Annotated in this window: 19 protein-coding genes; 5 read left to right on the forward strand and 14 right to left on the reverse strand. The window is 28.0% G+C overall.

Features of this window, described 5'->3' with window-relative positions; genetic code table 4:
* Positions 1–328: 328 nt before the first annotated feature.
* The 8 genes from IM807_RS00005 to IM807_RS00040 form a co-directional block, all read right to left on the reverse strand.
* Positions 329–682, reverse strand: a complete 354-nt coding sequence (locus IM807_RS00005; protein WP_196362544.1) for a hypothetical protein — start codon at positions 680–682, stop codon at positions 329–331.
* Complete coding sequence (locus IM807_RS00010) at positions 657–1,418, reverse strand: Mbov_0396 family ICE element transmembrane protein (protein WP_196362545.1); 762 nt, start codon at positions 1,416–1,418, stop codon at positions 657–659. The genes IM807_RS00005 and IM807_RS00010 overlap by 26 nt, the downstream gene beginning before the upstream one ends.
* Positions 1,419–1,435: 17 nt before the next feature.
* Positions 1,436–1,819 (reverse strand): hypothetical protein, encoded by a 384-nt coding sequence (locus IM807_RS00015; RefSeq protein WP_196362546.1) that lies wholly within the window; start codon positions 1,817–1,819, stop codon positions 1,436–1,438.
* A 12-nt stretch (positions 1,820–1,831) separates the two neighbouring features.
* A complete protein-coding gene (locus IM807_RS00020; RefSeq protein ID WP_196362547.1) occupies positions 1,832–2,023 on the reverse strand; it encodes a hypothetical protein in 192 nt (63 codons plus the stop codon).
* Between the two features lie 115 nt (positions 2,024–2,138).
* Positions 2,139–2,966 (reverse strand): hypothetical protein, encoded by an 828-nt coding sequence (locus IM807_RS00025; RefSeq protein WP_230861136.1) that lies wholly within the window; start codon positions 2,964–2,966, stop codon positions 2,139–2,141.
* A 223-nt stretch (positions 2,967–3,189) separates the two neighbouring features.
* Positions 3,190–5,448, reverse strand: a complete 2,259-nt coding sequence (locus IM807_RS04060; protein ID WP_196362548.1) for a type IV secretory system conjugative DNA transfer family protein — start codon at positions 5,446–5,448, stop codon at positions 3,190–3,192.
* Between the two features lie 16 nt (positions 5,449–5,464).
* Positions 5,465–6,436, reverse strand: a complete 972-nt coding sequence (locus IM807_RS00035) for a hypothetical protein (protein ID WP_230861137.1) — start codon at positions 6,434–6,436, stop codon at positions 5,465–5,467.
* Positions 6,437–6,446: 10 nt separating this feature from the next.
* Positions 6,447–7,823 carry a hypothetical protein gene (locus IM807_RS00040; protein WP_196362549.1) on the reverse strand — a complete coding sequence of 459 codons (1,377 nt, stop codon included), beginning with the start codon at positions 7,821–7,823 and terminating at the stop codon, positions 6,447–6,449.
* Positions 7,824–7,971: 148 nt separating this feature from the next.
* On the opposite strand from IM807_RS00040, the gene IM807_RS00045 reads away from it, so the two are divergent.
* On the forward strand, positions 7,972–8,481 hold the full coding sequence (locus tag IM807_RS00045; protein WP_196362550.1) for a dUTP diphosphatase: 510 nt from the start codon (positions 7,972–7,974) through the stop codon (positions 8,479–8,481).
* A 451-nt stretch (positions 8,482–8,932) separates the two neighbouring features.
* Here IM807_RS00045 and IM807_RS00050 read toward each other — a convergent pair whose 3' ends face one another.
* From IM807_RS00050 to IM807_RS00075, 6 genes are read right to left on the reverse strand one after another with little or no spacing between them, the layout of a single operon-like run.
* Positions 8,933–10,096, reverse strand: coding sequence for a DNA polymerase IV (locus IM807_RS00050; RefSeq protein ID WP_196362551.1), 1,164 nt, complete (start codon positions 10,094–10,096; stop codon positions 8,933–8,935).
* A gap of 54 nt (positions 10,097–10,150) precedes the next feature.
* Complete coding sequence (locus IM807_RS00055) at positions 10,151–10,576, reverse strand: MHO_1590 family protein (protein WP_196362552.1); 426 nt, start codon at positions 10,574–10,576, stop codon at positions 10,151–10,153.
* A 1-nt stretch (position 10,577) separates the two neighbouring features.
* Positions 10,578–11,813, reverse strand: coding sequence for an MHO_1580 family protein (locus IM807_RS00060; protein ID WP_196362553.1), 1,236 nt, complete (start codon positions 11,811–11,813; stop codon positions 10,578–10,580).
* Positions 11,814–11,816: 3 nt separating this feature from the next.
* Entirely contained in the window at positions 11,817–12,185 is a 369-nt protein-coding gene (locus tag IM807_RS00065; RefSeq protein ID WP_196362554.1) for an MG284/MPN403 family protein, read from the reverse strand.
* A 36-nt stretch (positions 12,186–12,221) separates the two neighbouring features.
* Entirely contained in the window at positions 12,222–13,481 is a 1,260-nt protein-coding gene (gene obgE, locus IM807_RS00070) for a GTPase ObgE (RefSeq protein ID WP_196362555.1), read from the reverse strand.
* Between the two features lies 1 nt (position 13,482).
* The gene (locus IM807_RS00075; protein ID WP_196362556.1) at positions 13,483–14,205 is read right to left on the reverse strand and encodes a phosphotransferase; all 723 of its coding nucleotides are present in this window, start codon (positions 14,203–14,205) and stop codon (positions 13,483–13,485) included.
* Between the two features lie 244 nt (positions 14,206–14,449).
* Here IM807_RS00075 and recA point away from each other — a divergent pair, with 244 nt between their 5' ends.
* From recA to rnr, 4 genes are all read left to right on the forward strand, one after another.
* The gene (gene recA / locus IM807_RS00080) at positions 14,450–15,463 is read left to right on the forward strand and encodes a recombinase RecA (protein WP_196362557.1); all 1,014 of its coding nucleotides are present in this window, start codon (positions 14,450–14,452) and stop codon (positions 15,461–15,463) included.
* Between the two features lie 17 nt (positions 15,464–15,480).
* Positions 15,481–17,007: a phospholipase D-like domain-containing protein gene (locus IM807_RS04065; protein WP_196362558.1), complete on the forward strand. Its 1,527-nt coding sequence runs from the start codon at positions 15,481–15,483 to the stop codon at positions 17,005–17,007.
* 116 nt (positions 17,008–17,123) lie between these two features.
* A complete protein-coding gene (gene secG / locus IM807_RS00090; RefSeq protein ID WP_374958962.1) occupies positions 17,124–17,288 on the forward strand; it encodes a preprotein translocase subunit SecG in 165 nt (54 codons plus the stop codon).
* Between the two features lie 5 nt (positions 17,289–17,293).
* The gene (gene rnr, locus IM807_RS00095; RefSeq protein ID WP_196362560.1) at positions 17,294–19,387 is read left to right on the forward strand and encodes a ribonuclease R; all 2,094 of its coding nucleotides are present in this window, start codon (positions 17,294–17,296) and stop codon (positions 19,385–19,387) included.
* Positions 19,388–19,550: the final 163 nt, after the last annotated feature.

A 19,550-nucleotide genomic window follows, 5' to 3' on the forward strand; every position in this document is an offset into this window, starting at 1 on the left:
TAATGTTGTATCAACAGTTTTTTTCTCAGCTCTTTTGGCTCTTCAATCAGCAAATTTAGAAAGATTTTTTGAGATTGTATAACCTTTACCTTCAATAATCCCCATATCTTTGCTTTCTTTAAATGCCTCTTTACCTTCTCAGGCGGAACGGATAAACCCTTTTCCTTCGCTTCTCGATTTTTCTCAACCTTGGCGAAAAGTTTGTCCTAATTGTGCTTTTTTATTTGCTAATTCATTAAGTCGTAATTTCTTTTGCGTATTGGTAATGCGCCCCGCGCGATAATCATCTTTAATTTGTGCTTTTTCAGAATCATAATAACCTGTGAGCTTAGCAAATTTGCGATATTGTTTTCTTCCAAAAGCAGGAGCAGCTGCTAAAAGTCCCGGCAGTCGCTGATACTCCTAATGCAGTTTTATGTGCTCATTCTTGTTGGCTTCTGACAAACCCTTCACCGCCAAAGTAACCTGCGAATTCTTGCGAAATTGTTTTAATTGCGAATCCGCCGCCTAAAATCATTATTAAAGAAAAAACAAAACTTAATATTCAATTCGCAATTCCGCCGTAATCCGTATCATTAGTTTTGATAAAATCTCAAGCGTTAACTGAATATTCTGTTCAAACAAAGAAAAATAAAAAGCGACTTGGTAAATAATTACTACTCAAAATTTCGCCAAAAACCATTTAAATATTTTTTAAAAAGTTTTCCGTCATCGCTAATTTGTGAAATTGAAAAAACGGGTAACAAAATAAGTTGGTAAAACATTTGGGCGATGTTCGCAACTAAACTTGTAAGCGTTGTTCCTAAAAGTCAGGCGATCGTCAAACTTGATAATAATACTAACAAAATTAGTTTTGGCCCTTGCCCTCATGACCAATTTTGATAAATTTCAAAATCTATCACATTGCCTTTTGACAAAATTGTAATTTGTTCTGGCTTTAAATTTAAATCACCGCTGGCACCGCGAATTAACGAAACATTTAAATCGTAATTGTAATTCAGACTAGATTTAATCGCCATAATTGTGATATTTGCACCAATTAAAATGATAAACAGAAATGCAACAAACAGAATTGGAAAGAAAATTGCTGAAATTGTTTTTAAAATTATGTTTTTAACTTCCCCTTCACTCGTTCTTCCTTGACTGTCCTTACCATAAAACAACCCTTTTAAAAGCCGATATAAAATCAAAAAAATTAGCGCTCCAGCAGATAAACCAACAAAAATTCAGAAAGAAACTGGGATTTTGTTAATTTCAAACCCTTCTTGGCCAAAAAAAATTCCTTTTAGTAAGCTAAAATTAATTGACCCAAATAAAGTAGTAATAACTTTAATTATTACTAAAGGAAACCAGCAGAATATATATCAACCCGCCGCGAAAAATCCATAAGCAATCTGATTAATCAGTCAACCAAACATTTTTTTACCTTAAATTATTAAAACTTAAACTTCTGAATTTCTTCGATTATTGCCTGAGTTGCGCTTGGAGCTGCGATTTTTTTGAGTCCATTACCAAAACTACTCCATAAATTTTTAAATGTTGCAGTAATTGCTGTGCCAGCAATTAGCAAAATTACAATTACCCCAATGATGACAATTCCTGTTTTTAGTCGTTTGTAAATCTGTTGTTTTTTTTCAAGTCCCGCGAATTTGGCTTGCAAGAGTAAAGTAATAACAAACACAATCATTGCCGCGCCTATAAGTCCGACTAAAGAGCCAAAAATAATTGTTAAAAAATTAAGTGTGTTTGAAGAAATATTGTCAACTGTGCTTTTTATCGTTTCAAGGCCATTTTCTTGAAAAAGACTAATTAAATCCATTTTAAATCTCCTTTATTTTGTTTTTTCATTATTTTTAATAAGCTTATCTATAAGTTCAATTTGTTGTTTACGTGTTAAGATTTCAGCTTCTAATTCAGATAAAAGTAATTTTTTTAATTCTTTTAAAGTATCAGTATCTGATTCTTGTAAAATTTTCAATTTTTCTTGCAAAATATTTAAATTATTTTCTTTTTTAATTTTCATTTATATTCCTTTTATTTTGTATATTAAAACTATTTATAGTTTTTCTAAAGTATATATAAGTCGATTTTTGGAGACAAGTTAAAAAAATTCTTAGGTCGCGGCGATTTTTCATTTTTTAGTGCATAATTTTAAATTTGAAGAACCAAGAATTTTGAAAGTGTTTTAATTTATTAAATAACTTATAAAAAGATCTTTGGCCTTGCCGCCGTATAATTAAATTTTTATCCCGATAAAAAGACTTATATTTTGGCACCTCGCGGTTTATTTCTCAGTGAATACCGTTGTTTTTGCACCAACAGGCAGAATAAATTCAGCCAGATTTTACTTTTCTCAATAAATAACAAGGTTTCTTAATAAAATACTCAAAAAATTTCTTGATTTTTTTAATAACCGTTTTTTGAACTTCTCAAATAAATTTAACTTTTGAATAAAAAGAAACTACTTTTTGATCAATTTGCCGATATAAAACTTTTTCAATATTTTTAAGTTTAATAGTAATTAACTCTTTTTGGTATTTGATTCCCTTAAAAAACTTATTTTTATCTAAATTTATATGATTAATAAATTCTTTTGAAATTGTTTTATTTTCAAATTCAATTAATAAATTATTTTTTCTAATTCACTTAAGACCAGCAATTATTGTTTCTTTATCTAATTTTAAATTTTGAAAATAAGCATAAGAATTTTCGCTTTCAAAAATTTCATTTGCATTTTTGCTAGATTTAAAATTGCTAATTGCCAAGTTCTTTAAATACTGATAAATTCTTAAATAATTTGCTGAAACTAATGTTCTCGATAGCGAACTTAATTCTAGAATTCTTTTAGGAATATAGTATTTTTTTAAGTCCAGAACAGTAGTGATTATTAATTTATTGCTAATTATTTGAGCTTCAATAATATTTTCGTGAATTAAATAATTTACAACTTTATAAATAGTTTTCATATTCCATTTATAAGACACAAAATTTGTTTGTAATTTTTCCAAAATTTGCTTAATTTCTAAAAATCTACATTTTTCCCCTTTCTTTTTAAATCAAAAATCTCTAATAGTCCAAAAAACGTAAAAAAGGTAAGATGAGTTAGAACAAAAAATTTTTCTTACTTTTTTTTTGATTTTTTTGGTTTTAATGATATAATTACTTATGTCCATATCGGGCACCTTTCTATTATAAATTTTGTTTTTGAGCCTTAATTGGCTCTTTTTTTATTTTTATTTCTTTATATAAATTTTGAATTTTGTTTTGATTTTGATTAATATAAGCATTTAAATTTTCCAAAAGCACACTATCAGTTTCTTTTTGTTTTTTTTGTTGAGCTAACTCCGTTTCTCTAACTAATTTGATTATTTCCTTTTGCAATAAGTTATTTTGTTTATTTTTTTCTAAATATTTTTCTAGAATTAGTTCTTTGCTTTTATCTAAATCTCCTTTTTCATCTTTTTTTTCACCTAATTTTGTTTTTCTTTTTAAAATTAAATTTTGTATTTTTTCTTTTCGTTTGTTATCGTTTTCTCATTTTTCCTTTCTTTTTTCATTCTCTTGTTCTTGAAAATCAGGGTTTAAAAGTTTAGAACTGTTTTCGAAATTAAACTCAATAAACTCAAAATCAAAATTGCTTTTTTTATCAAAATAGAAGCTTTCCAAACTTTTTTGCGGATTTTGCCAAATTTGATAAGCAAAATCAGATCTGATATGAATCGGTTTTAGACCAGTTATAAAGATTCAAGATTCGTCAGGGGGCATTTGGGCTAATTTATTAACAGTTACAATATCCTCTTCTATTAGTTGTTCCGAAACTGATTCGGATTTATCTTTTTTTTCAGAATTTGAATAAGATTTTTTTATTACTGGCTTTTTCCCTGCAAATTTTGCAAAAGCTTCTAAACTTTTCAAATCATTAGATCTAAAATAAATTTTTAGTGCCGAATTGGAAAGAATAGTATCAGACTCTTTTCCGTATTTTTCTAATTGTTGAATATTTTGCAAAACTAGACCAAAATAGATTCCATAAGATGCAGCAGTAGACATTTTCGTTGCCATTTGTCATATTTTTGGTAGGTTTCCGAATTCGTCTCCTAAAAATAGGAAAGGGCGAAAATTTTTCCGATTTGGTTTAGAACTTGCAATTGTGATTAAAGAAGAATAGCAATTATTTATAATTGAAGGTATCATTAATTGACCGATATTGCTGTCTAATTGGAATGTTATAAAAACTGCAAAAGGTTTGATCTTATCATTAAATTTATCTTTAAAATCAATGTCTGATTGCTGGACTAAATTATCAAAATTGGTTTCATCTTTTGAAGAAAACATTTTTAGACCAAGTGAGTTGAATTTCGAAACTGCTCCGTAAGCGTTTACCAAAATTGAGGTTAAAGTTTCTGGATTTGTGTTCACAAGCGGAGTAATTTTTTCTTGGCAAAAAGTAAATAATAATTTATCTTGTGTGTGTTTGCAGACTTCAATTCATGCTCCGCCTGTAAAAGTTTCAAACGATAAGAAATAGACAAAATTAGAAAAAACATATTTTTCCCGCGTGAAAGTCTTATCCAAATTAGAATATAAAAGTAGGTATCAGCCAACAGCATAAAGAATATTTTTCGCCTGTGAAGATCAAAAGTTATTTTTCCCATCAGTATCTCATTCGTTAACAGATTCGATTACTTTTTCCAATCAATTAGACGCAATATCATAATTTTGCAGTTTTTCGGCTTCATTTTGGTATGGTTCATGAAATTTATCCCAAATTGGTGCTAAAAAATTTATTCCACGACTTTTACCTAAATTTTGGAAGTCTAAAAGTACAACTTCATATCCTTGCTGTTCCATTTCCTGGCTTAAAGATGTAAATAATTCGCCTTTTGGGTCTACAATCATTAAATTCGGCCGTAAATCAGGATTTTCAATATGAATGTTATACTTTATCGTTGGAATGATAAATTTTTGTGTTTTCCCGGACCTTGTGTCGCCTAAAATGAACGCGTGAGAGTTAGCCAAGATGTAATATTTAATTTCCTTATTTTTCGTTTCAACTAAACTAGTTTTAATAACCCAACCTGCTTCTTGTTTTTGGTCAGTTGCTAAAAATAGTTTTTCGAATTTACCTTTTGAACCTTTTTTTTCGACTTCATCATAAAAAACAAAATCGCTATTAAGTTCACTTGAATATTTATTATTTGATAAATTAGTAAAAAATCAAACTATTGGAAAAACGATAATTTGGATTAAAAAACTTGCCGAGATAATAAAAACCATTCTCAAACTATCTTGAATTTGATTAGAAAAAGTTTTAAAAATGTTTGAAATATCGTATTTTAACAAAAAGGGTCATATAAAAAAAGTAAATCCAAAAGAAATTAAATAGGAAATTAAGCCAATAACTAAATATTGAGCCCATTTTGGTAATTTTTTGATTTTAATTTTCATTTTTACATTTTCATTTTTACATTTTCATTTTTAATTTTTTAGTTTCTTTTTGAACTTGGCTTAAAGTATCGGTTTCTGATCTAAAACCCAAAATTTCTGTTTCATTTGTTTTTAATTTTCCAGTAATGACATCAGTTGCTAGTTTTTCAAATCCGTATTCCCCGTTATTAAATTCAAAAAAGTTTGGATAATCTTTTCAGTTCTTTTGGATAATGTTGTCGACTAAATTAAAATTAGATAAAGGTTCAAGACGCGAAAATGCCGAATAGACAGTATCAATATGACCTTTGATAATTTTTTCATTACTTAACAAAATTTTTTCCAAACACTCGGCATCATTTTTGGCATATTCACCAAATTCAAAATCAAGAATACCGTTTTGAATTTTGATTCATTTATTTTTTAAGATTTTTTCTTCATTTTCTAAATTTACATCGTAATAATCAATAATTTTTTCTGATGCTTCAAAATATTCTTCAAGGGCTTTTTTAGTAGTTTCATCCATTTCTTTTTCGGGCATATTAAAATCAAATTCAGCATATTTATCATTTAGATTATCGATATCTTGTTCTTTGTAATAAATTTGCTCTTGATACTGATCTAAACTAATTCATTTACTTTCGCAACTACCATCAAAATCACAATTACTGGAGCCTAATCTATTAATTCATTTTTGAATTGTTTTACTATCTAATCTTTCTACTTCTTTTTTTTTACTTGGGAAAAATAACTTTTGATTTAAAATTGAGTAACTAGTAAAAATTGATTCTTGGGTCTGAAAGTGAAAAAAGGCATTATTTTCATTTTTTGCTAAAAACTCAGCAAAAGCGCTTGGATATTCACCATAATTTTCTGGATTACCAAATTTATATTTATAAATTTCATAAGTTTTTGTAAATTTTTTATTATGGTGTTTTTTTAAATAATTAAGTTCATTTTTGATGAAATCAATATCATATTTTTTAATTTCTTTTGAATTTACTGACATTTTTAATTCCTTATCTTGTTAGTTTATATTTTCACTTTTTAAAAACATAAAAAATTAATGGATCGTATTTTGGTTGAACATATTTTTGACTTCGTCTTGATTTGTGTGTTTTTTTATTATCTAGACCATAAAAATTCCTTATTTCTTTTAAAATAAAATTTCTACTTGATAAAAATAAGTTTTTTTCTTCTTTTCTCGAAATATTTTTTGCTTTATTAGCAACAACTTCGTTTTCACTTTTGGTAAAACTTTTAACTTGGTTTAAAACTATTTCAAAATATTTTTTCTTCGATTTCAAAATCGAATCAGAATCCAAGACCCGTTCATAAATATCATCAATAATTTTTTTTTGATTTGGTTGTAAGTATTTGTAATATTTAGCCGAATTGGAATTAAATAAAATTTCTTTTTCAGCCCGTGACAAATTAGAGATGATTTCGGTCATTTCCGAAGTAGATAACATTAAATTTGTAATTAGTTTTGCCTTTCGTGCTTTTTCAACAATTGAATATAAATCTTGGTTTTCAAATGTTAGTCCAGCAATTTTCATTTCCTTGGTTTCTTTAATTTTGTCAAGTTTAAATTTTTTAAGTTCTTCAAAATAATCTAATTTTGAAGAACGAAGATTTAAAACTTGTTTGTCAAAATTTTTCTGACTATCATCATTTTTTTCTTCGTTAGCTTTAAGTTTATTATTTTTAAACCCTTGTAAAAGTTTGGTTTCAAGTTCAAGTTCAAAATCGCGCCTATTAATATCAAATTTATCTCTTCTATCAAATCTAACTGTTTTGTCATGCTTCAAACTCGGCTTTTTTTCAGAAATTCAAAGTTGGATGTGAGGGTGGGCGGTGTCGAAATGTACTCCACCATAAATATTTAAATTGTTAATATCTAAAAAGTTTTTTTTAAGTCATTTAATTAATTCGGGAGCAATAAAATTTGCATAATCCTCTAAACTTAGCAGTTTGTTTTTTGTTATCAGTTGATAATCTTTAAAACTAACAAGGTATGGCCAGACTGCTTGGTCTTGCTTAACTTCACCAATTTGTTTTTTAGCAATTTTTAAATCAACAATTGCAGTTTTATCTTTGCCCAAAATTTGGAAAAGTTTTGGTTTAAATTTTTGCGGATTTAATTCTTGTTCTTTTAAAATTCCTTTAAGAAATTTTTTAAATCCATCTTCTTGATCTTCATAATAAACATGTAATGATCACGCTTCATGCAAAGTTGCACTATCCAAACAAATATTTGCTGATAAGCGCGCTAAATAATCAAGAAAGTTCTTGCTTTGATAAACTTTTTTAAAATCTCGAATTAAATCAGAGTTTTTCGAATCACCACGTGGTGTTTTTTTAATCAAAACATTTACAAGATTATTTCTTTGCATATTCACTCCTAATTTTGTTTTTGGATAAAAAAAAGACCCTTTTTTCAAAGGATCTTAAATCACAAATTTTTTTAGGTTACACAATTTCCTTTGATTAATTAAAAATAGTGTATAATTTATGGAAGTTATTTTTAAAATTGAGTAAAAAATGAATTTAAATTTACAGTTAATTTTTGAAAAACAAAAAATTCTTGACTCAAAATTTTCCGAATATAGTTACGGAAATAATCTAATTAGTGAAAATGATTGTCAGTGAGAAGATAAAGTAGTTATTGCTGCAATAGTTGAAATAGCTGAATTTGCTAATGAAATTGAGAGTTTTAAATACTGAAAAGTAAATAAAAAATCTAATTTTGAAAAAACAATTGAAGAATTTGTTGATGCAATTCATTTTTTAGTTTCAGCTTGTCTTCATTTTAAAACCGGACACATTTTTAAAATGAGATTTGTACCAAATGCTGATATAAATACCCAATTTAAGCAGGTTTTTATTTTGTCATCACAATTTTTACTTGAAAAAAAAGTAGAAATTTTAATAGAATTATTTGAATTTTTTCTTGGTTTTATTAAACTTTTAGGTTGGACTTTTGATCAGGTCACCAGTGCCTACTTGGAAAAATACGAAAAAAATCTTGAAAGAATTAGAAATCAATATTAATTGAATTTTATTATTGATTTCTAATTTACTATTTTTAAAAAGAATTGTTGATATGCCATTAAAATAGTTTTTTTCTAGAAATTTTTTAGTACATTTTTGCTATTTTTACCTTGATTTAACAAGATCAAATTTGATTTTTAAATTTCATTGAAAAATATAATATCACAAATATCAATATAAATTAATTGAAAGAACAATATACAACTACATAACCTTGTTAATATATAAAATAGTAAATATTTTTTTAAATATTATATTAAATTTTATTTTCAAATAATATTGAAAAATGTGACAATTTTTGACAAAGCAAAAACATGAGCTAATTACATTTATTACCATAATTTATACTAGTGAAAAAATGAATATTTTTCTTACATTATTAAAATACAAAAAAATAAGACATTTTTAATTCAATTTCTTTCTTGATAATTTAAGATTTTTTAGAAATTCTTTAAAAATCAGAATTTTGAAGTTTCTTTAAAACAAAAATTTGTTTTTGATCATATTTTTTATTAATTTCTGAAATAATTTCTTTAATTTTTGGCTTAGTTTTTAATGTGCTTTTGTCAAAATCAGAAATTTTTGACAAAATTATCCCAAAGCCACGAATTTCAGAAAATTTTCTAATTTTGTTCACTAATATGGATAAATTTAAAAAAATAAAATCGTAATTGTTGGTTGGAGCCACTAAATCTGTAAAAAAACGAAAAAGTTTATTATTTTTAGTTTTAAAAAAAATTTCCACTTTGTTAGTTGCTTTTTCATATTTGTTTAACTTTTGAACTAAATTAGGCAAAAATTTTGAAATAAAATTCAATATTTTTGCCTTTGTAAGCTCATCATTAATTAAAAAAGTTCGAAAATGAGAGACACTTTTAAAATTTTGAGTCCTATTTTCAATCTTATTGTTTCCCAAATTTGTAAGTGAATGAAAAAAATAATGCCTGCTAGCACCAAGAATTTTAATTATTTCTGGTGAATTCACACCTTTTTTGACAAAATCTGAAACTGTAATTATTCCTGCATTTTGAAGTTTTTGAGCATTCTGAGTTCCGATACCAAAAAGATTTTTTATTTTTTGTGGATAAATTAGTGTTTCAATTTCGCTTTTTGATAATAACAAAACTTTTCCCCCAAATTGTTTTGCTAAATTTGTTGCCATTTTTGCAAGTAATTTGTTATAAGAGGCGCCAATTGAAATTGGCAATTTTAGTTCTTTTTGAACTTCATTTTTTATAAAATGCAACATTTTTTCAACCGAATTGAAATTCTTGGAAAATTCAGAAAGATCAATAAAACACTCATCAATTGAATAAATTTCAATTTTTTTAGTAATTTTTTTTGCAAGAAAATTAAAAAATTGATTAGATAAAAATCTGTAATAATCTAAATTTGGTTTAATTACAATTAAATTTGGAATTGCATTTTTGATACTAGAAATTTTATCAGTAATTTTAAAACCTTTTTCCTTAACTTCCTTAGAAATAGAAACAGCCATCGCGTATTCCTGCTTTGAGGAAATTGCGATTGGCTGTCCTTTAAATTTAGGATTCAATTTTATTTCTGATGAAACAAAAAAAGTATCAATGTCAATGTGAGCGATTATTTTTGGCATTTTGATATAAAAACTTAAAATAATTATACTCTTTTTGCACTAAAATGGTAATTTTTAACTATCTTTGTAAAGAATAATTTTGTAATTGCGGTTAATTTTATTTTTTTTGTATTTCCAAAGAAATTCTATAAATATTGTTTTTTTCGCTTTGTCAATGCTATAGCGAAAACTTAGTGACCCAAAGGCAACACGAAATTTTGCTATTATTTCTTTGATTATTGCCTCTACTAAAAGTTCGTCAATAATAACTTCACCATTTTTCACTTTAATAGTGTCATAAAAATCATTGGCATAAATATTAGGAAAAACGTCATTTTCCTTGTATTCACTTTCGCTTTTTATTTCGAAATTAAGATTGTTTTTCGGAATTTGTGTTGGCTTATTAAGTCTTGTGTTGTATAAATATCGTCCACCATAAGCTGCGCCTGCAACAATCGCAGTCGCAAATAAAGTAGTAGCAATCTTGCCAATTATTGACATGCTAATCCTCTAGAGTTTGCTCGTCATCTTCCTTGAAATTAGTTGGTGAAAGATTTCTTAGCTGCTCGATGGTAAGAAAATTACTGGCAATGTATTTGAAATCACGATTTGAAAGATGAATTTGTTCTGATTTGATAAAGGGTGTTGAATAATTTATAATTTTCAACTTATAAATTCCGCTTTTCTTATCATAGTCAATCAATTTTCTCGGAATTTCCTGTGCAAATCCAACGCTTATTTGCTCATAATCATTGTTTATATTCATCTGAACTTTTGGATTTAGCGTCCCTGAAAAATTGTAAGGAACAACAAAACCCTGCTGCGAAAGTTGTGAGTTTCCCTTAAAAACAGCACGAGCATTGCCGTCATAATAGGTATTTGATTTTATTATAATATCGCCAATGATGTATTTTTTGTTAATAATTTCTGGTTTGAAATTTGGATCAGAAATATTTGGTCTAAATTGGAAAGTCAAATCCAAATCACTTGGTGTTTTAATTGGCAAATTGATCAATTTTAGACCGGAAATGTTGATTTTTCGGTCAAGGTTGCCAGAAATAAAGGTTTCATAATCCACACCAACCTTCAAAACATTTTTGTTATAACTTAGTTGATCAAATTTATAAGGAAAAAAATAAATTGTATTTTCCTCAATTTGTTCATAAGTTTTTGAATATTCAATTGAGGCATCAGCGCCTAAATTCGCCATACGGATTGACTTTAAGAATTTAAAACCGATTCCTGAATTTTGAATTGAATATTCCTTAACCACATCAGTAAAATTGCGAATTTTAACAACATTATCAAGAAGTGGTTTTTGATCATTTTCTTTGGTCAAATAAACCAAAATATTGCTAATATTTTGGAAATTTGTACCCTGTTTTTTGCCAGTTTGCGTTTTATAACTGCTTTTTCCTGTTTCCCTAGAATCACTTTTGATATCAAGGCTGCCGAAGGAAAAAACTGCCTGATTGAATTTTTCTGGTAGCAAATTCAGAACCTGAGGTGCGTTTGCAGGCATGTTATTTATTTGCACAAAAACATTGACAGTCCCAGCTATTTTTGAAAAAACTGTAACTATTACGTTAAAATGATCACTTGTTAGATCTCTTTCAATTTTAACAAACTGTCTGATCCCATTTGGTGGGTCAGTTGATGCAAAATTAAATGAAATTTGCCCGTAATTTCTAGCTATTTGAATTTCTGGTGTTTCAGTTGCCGCTAATTCTAAATGCATAAATTACAAATTTAAAATTGTGATAAATTGATCAATTGCTTTGTGCATATTTTTGTAATAAGTTGATTTTGACCAATATTTCTTGATTCACTCACGGTCATTATCAATAAACTCTTTAATTAAAAGTTTTGTGTACTTTGGTTCTAACAAAGAAAGCGCTCGTTCAATTGAAGAAATCGGTAAATCATGAGTTTTGTCAATTAAACCTAGTGATTCAAAAATTTTCTCTTTCTCAGAGTGTAATTTACTTGCTTTATGATATAAAAAAAGAAAAGAAACCATAGATTTTTTTTGAACAAAAGACCATTTTATTGGTTTTTCTTTAGACTTATTCTTTTTGTTTTTTGTAAGTTTTTTATCTACCTCATACATTTTTGTCTCCTTTTTAAAATTATATTTTATGTTATTTTAGTCCCATTGGAACTCAAAATTGTAAATTTTTACAAGGTCGCCGGACCTAATTCCGGCTTTTATTAATTGGTCTCAAAGACCAATATTTTTAATTTTTGCATTGAATCTAAAAATGTTTTCTTGTGAATTTAAAGGTATTTTTTGAATTAAACTTTTGATTAAATCACCTGTGATTTCAAAAATTCCTGGTACCTTATTATCTATAAAATACGGGGATTCTAATTTGTATTCAACAAAATCATGATCAACATTAATAGTGTTTAAATTCATTTTAGTTCTTGAAATCAAATCAAACATTTGTTTTTTAATAGTTTCAATTTCAAAATTTGAATTTTCAGCAAAACTAGCTTGAATCAGCTCAATTTTGGGGAATTTTTTTTGAAAATGGGCTAAATTTTCTTGGTAATCTGGCAAATCTTTTTTATTCGCAATTACAATTTGGCATAAATTCGCCAAATTTTCATTAAAATTCTTTAGCTCATAATTAATTTCGATAAAATCATTAACAGGATTTTTCGATTTTGAGCCAAAATCAATTACATGGACAATTGCGCGACAACGTTCAATATGTTTTAGAAAAACAATTCCCATGCCCTTTCCTTTGCTAGCTCCTGAAATTAATCCAGGTAAGTCGGCAACAACAAAAGAATTTTCATAAAATTTTACAAGACCCAATTGTGGAACTAAGGTTGTAAATTCATAGTCTGCGATTTTAGGCTTTGAATTGGAAATTAATGATAAAAGTGTTGATTTTCCGGCATTTGGCTTTCCTATCAAACCAACATCAGCCATAACTTTTAATTCCAATTTTAAGTTCAATTTTTGGCCCAAGTCGCCGTTTTCAGAAACTCGTGGTGCTTTATTTTTAGCAGTTTTGAAACGTGAATTTCCTCGTCCACCTTGACCTCCTTGAGCAATTAAATATTTTTTTTGATCAATTACATCACAAATCAAAGTATTTTGCTTGAAAACTTGTGTTCCAAGCGGTACCTTAATAAAAAGGTCCTTGCCGTTGGCACCAAAACGGTTTTTTGATCTCCCGTTTTCACCATTATTACCACTTATTTTTTTATATTTGTGAAATGGCAATAAAGTGTTGATTCCTGAGTCGCCAACAAAAAAAATTGATCCTCCGTTACCGCCGTCTCCACCATCTGGCCCACCCTTGTCGACGTGAGCTTCACGTCTAAATGAAATTATTCCATCACCACCTTTCCCTGCTTCGACTTCAATTGAAATTTTATCAATAAATTTCATCCTATTCCCTTCAATTCGCTAACTCCGAATGCAAAATTTCAAGTTTATCTTTATATGGTTTATCGTCAAAATGTTTAGTTTCTTGCACATTTACCCATAAAATTATAAGATAAAGGACTAAAATTTTATGGGTTAAAACATATTTATAATTGACTGGTCCATAAAAATCTAGAAAATTTTTTTCTTGCTCTTGGTTCAGCTTAGCTGATTCAATAAAATATGCCAAATCAAAATATTTGTCACCTTTTGACGCGTATTCTCAATCTAAAAAATAAATTTTTCGATCTTTTTCAACCATGTTCATTAACCATAAATCGTTATGAAGTGGTGTTGATTTGTCCATATTTTTGAGCACTTTATTAATAAAAGAATAAAATTTATTAATAATTTCAATTTTTATGCCCTTTTCAGATAAAATTTTTAAGTATTTTTTAATTCGGGAAGCGTGGTTTGAAGGTGGAAAATTTAGATTAGAATTGTGAATTTTTCTTAACTGATTTGCAATATTTTTAAGACTTTCGGTATTTAACTCAACTGGTTTTCCCTCAATTCACTCCCAAATAATCTTATTTTCTGAATTTGATATTAATTTTGGAACAAACTTAAAATTAGATAAAATTTGATAGTCGATTTTATGATTCATTCCATTGTAGTTTTTATTTTGAATAAAATTTGAACCGCAACGAAAGGATTCATTAGTAAATCCAATTAAAATTTTTTTCATATGTTTAAAATTTTAATTGATTTTGCGATTTTACAATGAAAAAAATCAAATCTGCTAGGGCAGCTTTTATTCACCACCCTAGCACAATATTTTAAGAAAAAAATGAAAATTTTGCAAAAAAAAGGAAAAATCGGCGATTTTTCCTAAATTTTTCCCTTTTTTTGGCAAAAATTGAAAAAAAATTTAAATTAAAATATATGCATGTCTCTTTAAAAACATGTTTATATTTTTAGAAGGAGCTACCATGGCTGAAATCAACAACAAAATATTATTAAAACAGGCGCTTGCTGACATAAAAAAGAAATTCGGGAATGAGTCGATTATGGTTTTGGGCGAAAAACCACCGATTGACACAGAGGTTTTCACCTCTGGAAGTATGGCAATTGACGCTGCTCTAGGAATTGGTGGTTTTCCAAAAGGTAGAATTATTGAAATTTTTGGTCCTGAATCTTCTGGAAAAACAACAATCACCTTACATGCAATTGCTGAGATTCAAAAGCAAGGTGGAATTGCGGCTTTCATTGATGCAGAGCATTCAATCGATCCTCAATATGCAAAAAATTTAGGAATTGATGTCGACAATTTAATTCTTTCCCAACCTGATTCAGGTGAGCAAGCCCTTGATATTGTTGATACTTTGGCAAAAACCAAAGCAATAGACTTAATTGTTGTAGATTCAGTTGCTGCTTTGGTTCCCATGGCCGAGCTTCAAGGTGAAATGAAAGATCAAGTAATTGGTGCGCAAGCCAGACTAATGTCAAAAGCGCTTAGGAAAATCACAGCATCGCTTAATAAAAATGGTACGACTGTAATTTTCATTAACCAAATTCGTGAAAAAGTTGGTGTGATTTTTGGAAACCCTGAAACAACTCCAGGCGGTCGTGGACTTAAATTTTATTCATCAATTAGGCTTGATGTGCGAAAAGTTCAACAAATAACTTCAGGCGGCGACATAACCGGGAACAGCGTGCGAGTGAAGGTTGTCAAAAATAAATTAGCGATTCCTTTTAAAACTGCAATGGTTGAAATTATTTTTGCAAAAGGGATTTCAAAATCAGCTGAAATTGTTCAGATGGGTGAAGAATTAGGAATTCTTGAAAGAAAAGGTTCATGATTTGCTTATAAGGGAGAGAATATTGCTCAAGGTAAGTTGAATTTGAAACTTCTTTTGGAAAATAACACTAAATTATTTGCTGAATTAAAAGAAAAAATTATTGAAAAACTTAAAGAAAATCAAGTACAAACTGAAACATTATAGTAAAATTATCAACTGAAATGTTTAAATATCGTTGAATTTTTTACTACATTTTTATTTTTCTGTTTTTAGTTTTCTTTGGAATAACAATTTATTTAATTCATTTTTTTGTGATAAAAAACCAAATTTGGTATTCAATTGGTGCGATTTTGATTGTTTTTTTCTCAACTTCTTCATTCAATTTATTTTTGTTATTTCAAAAAAGAAGACAGGAAGCAAAAATTTCTTGACTCATTGCATGCTCAATTTTTCCCATAATTGGTCCTATTTTGTATGTTTTTCTGGGTAGAAAATACTTAAGTAGTCAAAAAATGGATCAATATTTTTTCCAATACCGACACTTTATTTCTTATGAAAAAAATAGTGAAATAGTTCAAAAGATTCCAAAATTAAGCCGCAATTTGCTGCTTTTTTCAAGTAATTATTTTCTTTCACCTATCAAAGAATTTGAAGGCGAACTACTTGTTGATGGTCACAAATTTTTTCAAAAACTTTTTGAAGATATCAAAAAAGCAAAAAAGTTCATTTTTATTGACATTTATGTCATAAAAAATGACTTTGTTTGGCAAAAATTAAAAAAATTATTGATAAAAAAAACTGCTCAGGGCGTAAAGGTAAGAATTTTGGTTGACTCTTTTGGCGCCTATTTAATAAAATCAAGGCAATGATTGGAACTAAGACGAAAAAAAATTGAAGTTATTTTCTTTAATATTTTTAAAGTCCCTTTCATTTCAGGCGATAGTTTCTACCGAAACCACCGCAAAATGTACCTGATCGATGGAGAAATTGTCTACACAGGCGGAAATAATATTTCCGAGGAATACACTGGTTTTGACAAATATTATGGTTACTGGATGGATTTGAACCTTAGACTTGAAGGTGAAATTGTCAAAACTTATTGTGAAAATTTTATTTTTCACTGATCAAAATGAGGAAAAAAATCTATTTCTAAAGCTGAAATAGCCAGTTTTTGTCAAATTAAGAAACCTGAAATTAAAAGTGAAAAAATCAAAAACCGTGGCGTTGTTATCCAAAGTGGTCCAAATATTGATGTTTCGCTAATTGAGGGTTTTATTTTAAAACAAATTTACTCAGCGCGAAGAAATATTAAAATTTTTACCCCTTATTTTGTTCCGACTCAAAAAATTGTTGACAGTCTCAGGGACGTTTTGCTTGCGGAAATAGAAGTAGAAATTTATCTTCCTGGGCGCGCTGATTCAAAAATTATTAACAATTTCAATAATTTTTTTGCAAAGAAATTATTGAAAAAAGGTGCAAAAATTTACTATTTTAATGAAATTTTTTTCCATGGAAAATCAATAATAATTGATAATAGTGTTGGTATGATCGGGTCTGCAAACCTCGATGCGCGTTCACTTTTTTTTCAATATGAAATAAATCTATTTTTTAGTGGCCGAATTTTGGACCACTTTTTGCAACACATTCAAGTCTTAAAACAACAAAAAGTAATTATCGAAACAAAAAAAATCCAAAAAGTTTTTTTTGTTTTCAGATTTTTTATTTTTTTTCTGAAAACTATTGTTTAAAAAAATTTTTATGGTAAAATTTACAAATTAAAACTAGCAGGTTTGTTATGTTAAAAACTATTGTTGCTGTCTTGATAGCCATTTTTGGGCTAATTATTGTTTTGATTTCGATATTAATGTCACCACATTCTAATTCTTTTTCGGGGGCATTAATTGGTTCAAGTGACCTAGATTTATTTCAGGTTTCAAAAGAACGCGGTTTTAAAAAATTCACAAAATGGTCAATGTTCATTTTTGGTTTTATCTTTTTGTTGCTCTCGTTGTTGATTAGGTTGTTGTAGAATTTATGAACATTATTCCTGAAAATCAGCTTAAAGAATTTCTTAAAATTGAAAGAACATTTTTGGAAATTGCAAAAAAATTTAAAATTCCTTTTGATTTAAACCCATATTTGACGAGTCGAATTGGACGCCTTATTGAAAATTTTTCGATTTTCAAAACACATGAAGGAAAATATTACTGACCTGAATTAGTTGGCACACACATTGGAATTTTCCGAGCAACACAATCGACTTTTGGTTTTGTTGAACTAAAAGAAAGTACAAATGAGGACAAAAAAATTTTCATTCCGGGAAAATACAATGCCTGTGCGCTTGATAACGACGAAGTCAGAATTAATGTCTATGTTGATAGGCTAAAAAAGGACAGTTTTTACGGTGTTGTTACCAAAATTTTGCAAAGAAATACAAAATTTTTAATTGGAAAAGTTCTTAAAAATGGAAAATTCTGGAATTTTGAACCTGTTAATTTCAAAGGTAGGTTTTTTTTTCGTTGAAGTTCAACTACAAATTTAGTTGAAGGTGATTTTTTGAAAGTTAAAATTGTTGACTATCAACAGCAGATTCTCAAAATTTCTGTTATTCAAAAAATTGGTAATGAAAACGAACCTTTTTTAAACATAAAAATCCCCATAATTGAATCAGAAGTTTCTGTGGATTTTGACAAAAATGTCCTTAGTGAAGCTGCAAAAATTGATCAAAAAATTGGAAAAATTGATCAAAATCGTATTGATTTGCGGAGCGAATTAGTTGTCACAATTGACGGTGAGGACACTAAAGACTTTGATGATGCAATTTCTGTTCAAAAAAATAAAAATGGCGATTTTGTTCTTAAAGTTCATATTGCTGATGTCGCAAATTATGTAAAACAAAATTCAGCTATCGATTTAGAAGCGCAAAAACGGGGAACTTCAATTTACTTGCCGCAGCTTGTCATACCAATGCTTCCTGAAGAATTATCGAATGGAATTTGCTCATTGAAACCAAATGTTGACCGTTTTACCGTCACAATGGAGGCATTAATTAATTCAAAAGGTGAAAATTTAGCTGTTAAAGTTTACCCTTCGGTAATTAATTCTCATCGTCGTTTGACGTATGATGAAGTCAATGATTTTTTTGCTGGAAAAAACATTTTTTCTAATGAAAATCTTGAAAAAATGCTAATAAATGCAAGAGAACTTGATGAAATTCTTGCAAATTTCAAAAAAAATCAAGGTTATATTGATTTTGCAATTGATGAAGTGAAAATTATCTTGGATTCAGAAGGTTACACTGAGGCTTTAAAAATAAAAAAGCACGGAATTTCTGAAAATTTAATAGAAAATTTTATGGTTCGAGCAAATGAAAATGTTGCTGAACTTTTAGCAAAAAATGGTATTTCCTTTTTATATAGAATTCACAATAAGCCAGATCCAGAAAAAGTGCTATTTTTCAATAAGATTTTAAAAAGTTTGGGAATTAATCAATCGCTGAAATTGAACTCTAGCTCAAAGGATTTTGCGGAAATTGTTGAAAAAATTAAAGCAGAAAATAATGACAATTTTTTGAAATATTTAATTTTAAGGACTATGCAAAAAGCAATTTATAGTACGAAAAATGAAGGACACTTTGGCCTAGCAGCAAAATTTTACACTCATTTTACAAGCCCGATCCGCCGCTATCCTGATTTGCTTTTGCACAGAATTATTGAGCATTTTTTGTTTAAAAAAAATGATAATATTGATTTTTTTGATCAAGTTTTGGCAAAAAATTCCTACACAACGAGCGAGCTTGAGCAACGAGCTTTTAATTTAGAACGCAAAATTTGTTCATTAAAAAAAGCTGAATATGCACAAAAATTTGTCGGAAAAAAGTACAAGGCGCAAATAATTTCAATTATAAAAGTTGGATTCTTCGTCGAAATTGAAGGTGTTTTTGACGCAATGGTTAATACGAAAACTCTGCCCGATTGAAAAGATGATTCTTATGTTTTGTCTGATGATGGTTTTTGCATCTATAACAAAAAAAATAGCTTTAGATTAGGGCAATTTGTTGATATTTTGATTGAAAATGTTAATATTTGGGATGGGAAAATTAGCGCGCTTTTAGTTGAAAATTTTTAAAATTCAATAAATAAATTTAAATACTTTGATATTCACTAAATGAAAAACATAAACTAGTATAAAAAAATTAAATACTAGTTTATTGACAAATTCTTCTGAAAATAATGAATTTTAAGAAGAAGATAAAGATTATTTGCTAGATTTTTCCACTTTTTTAATTAAG

Source organism: Mycoplasma sp. 'Moose RK' (assembly GCF_015708155.1).
Taxonomy (GTDB): domain Bacteria; phylum Bacillota_I; class Bacilli_A; order Mycoplasmatales; family Metamycoplasmataceae; genus Mesomycoplasma.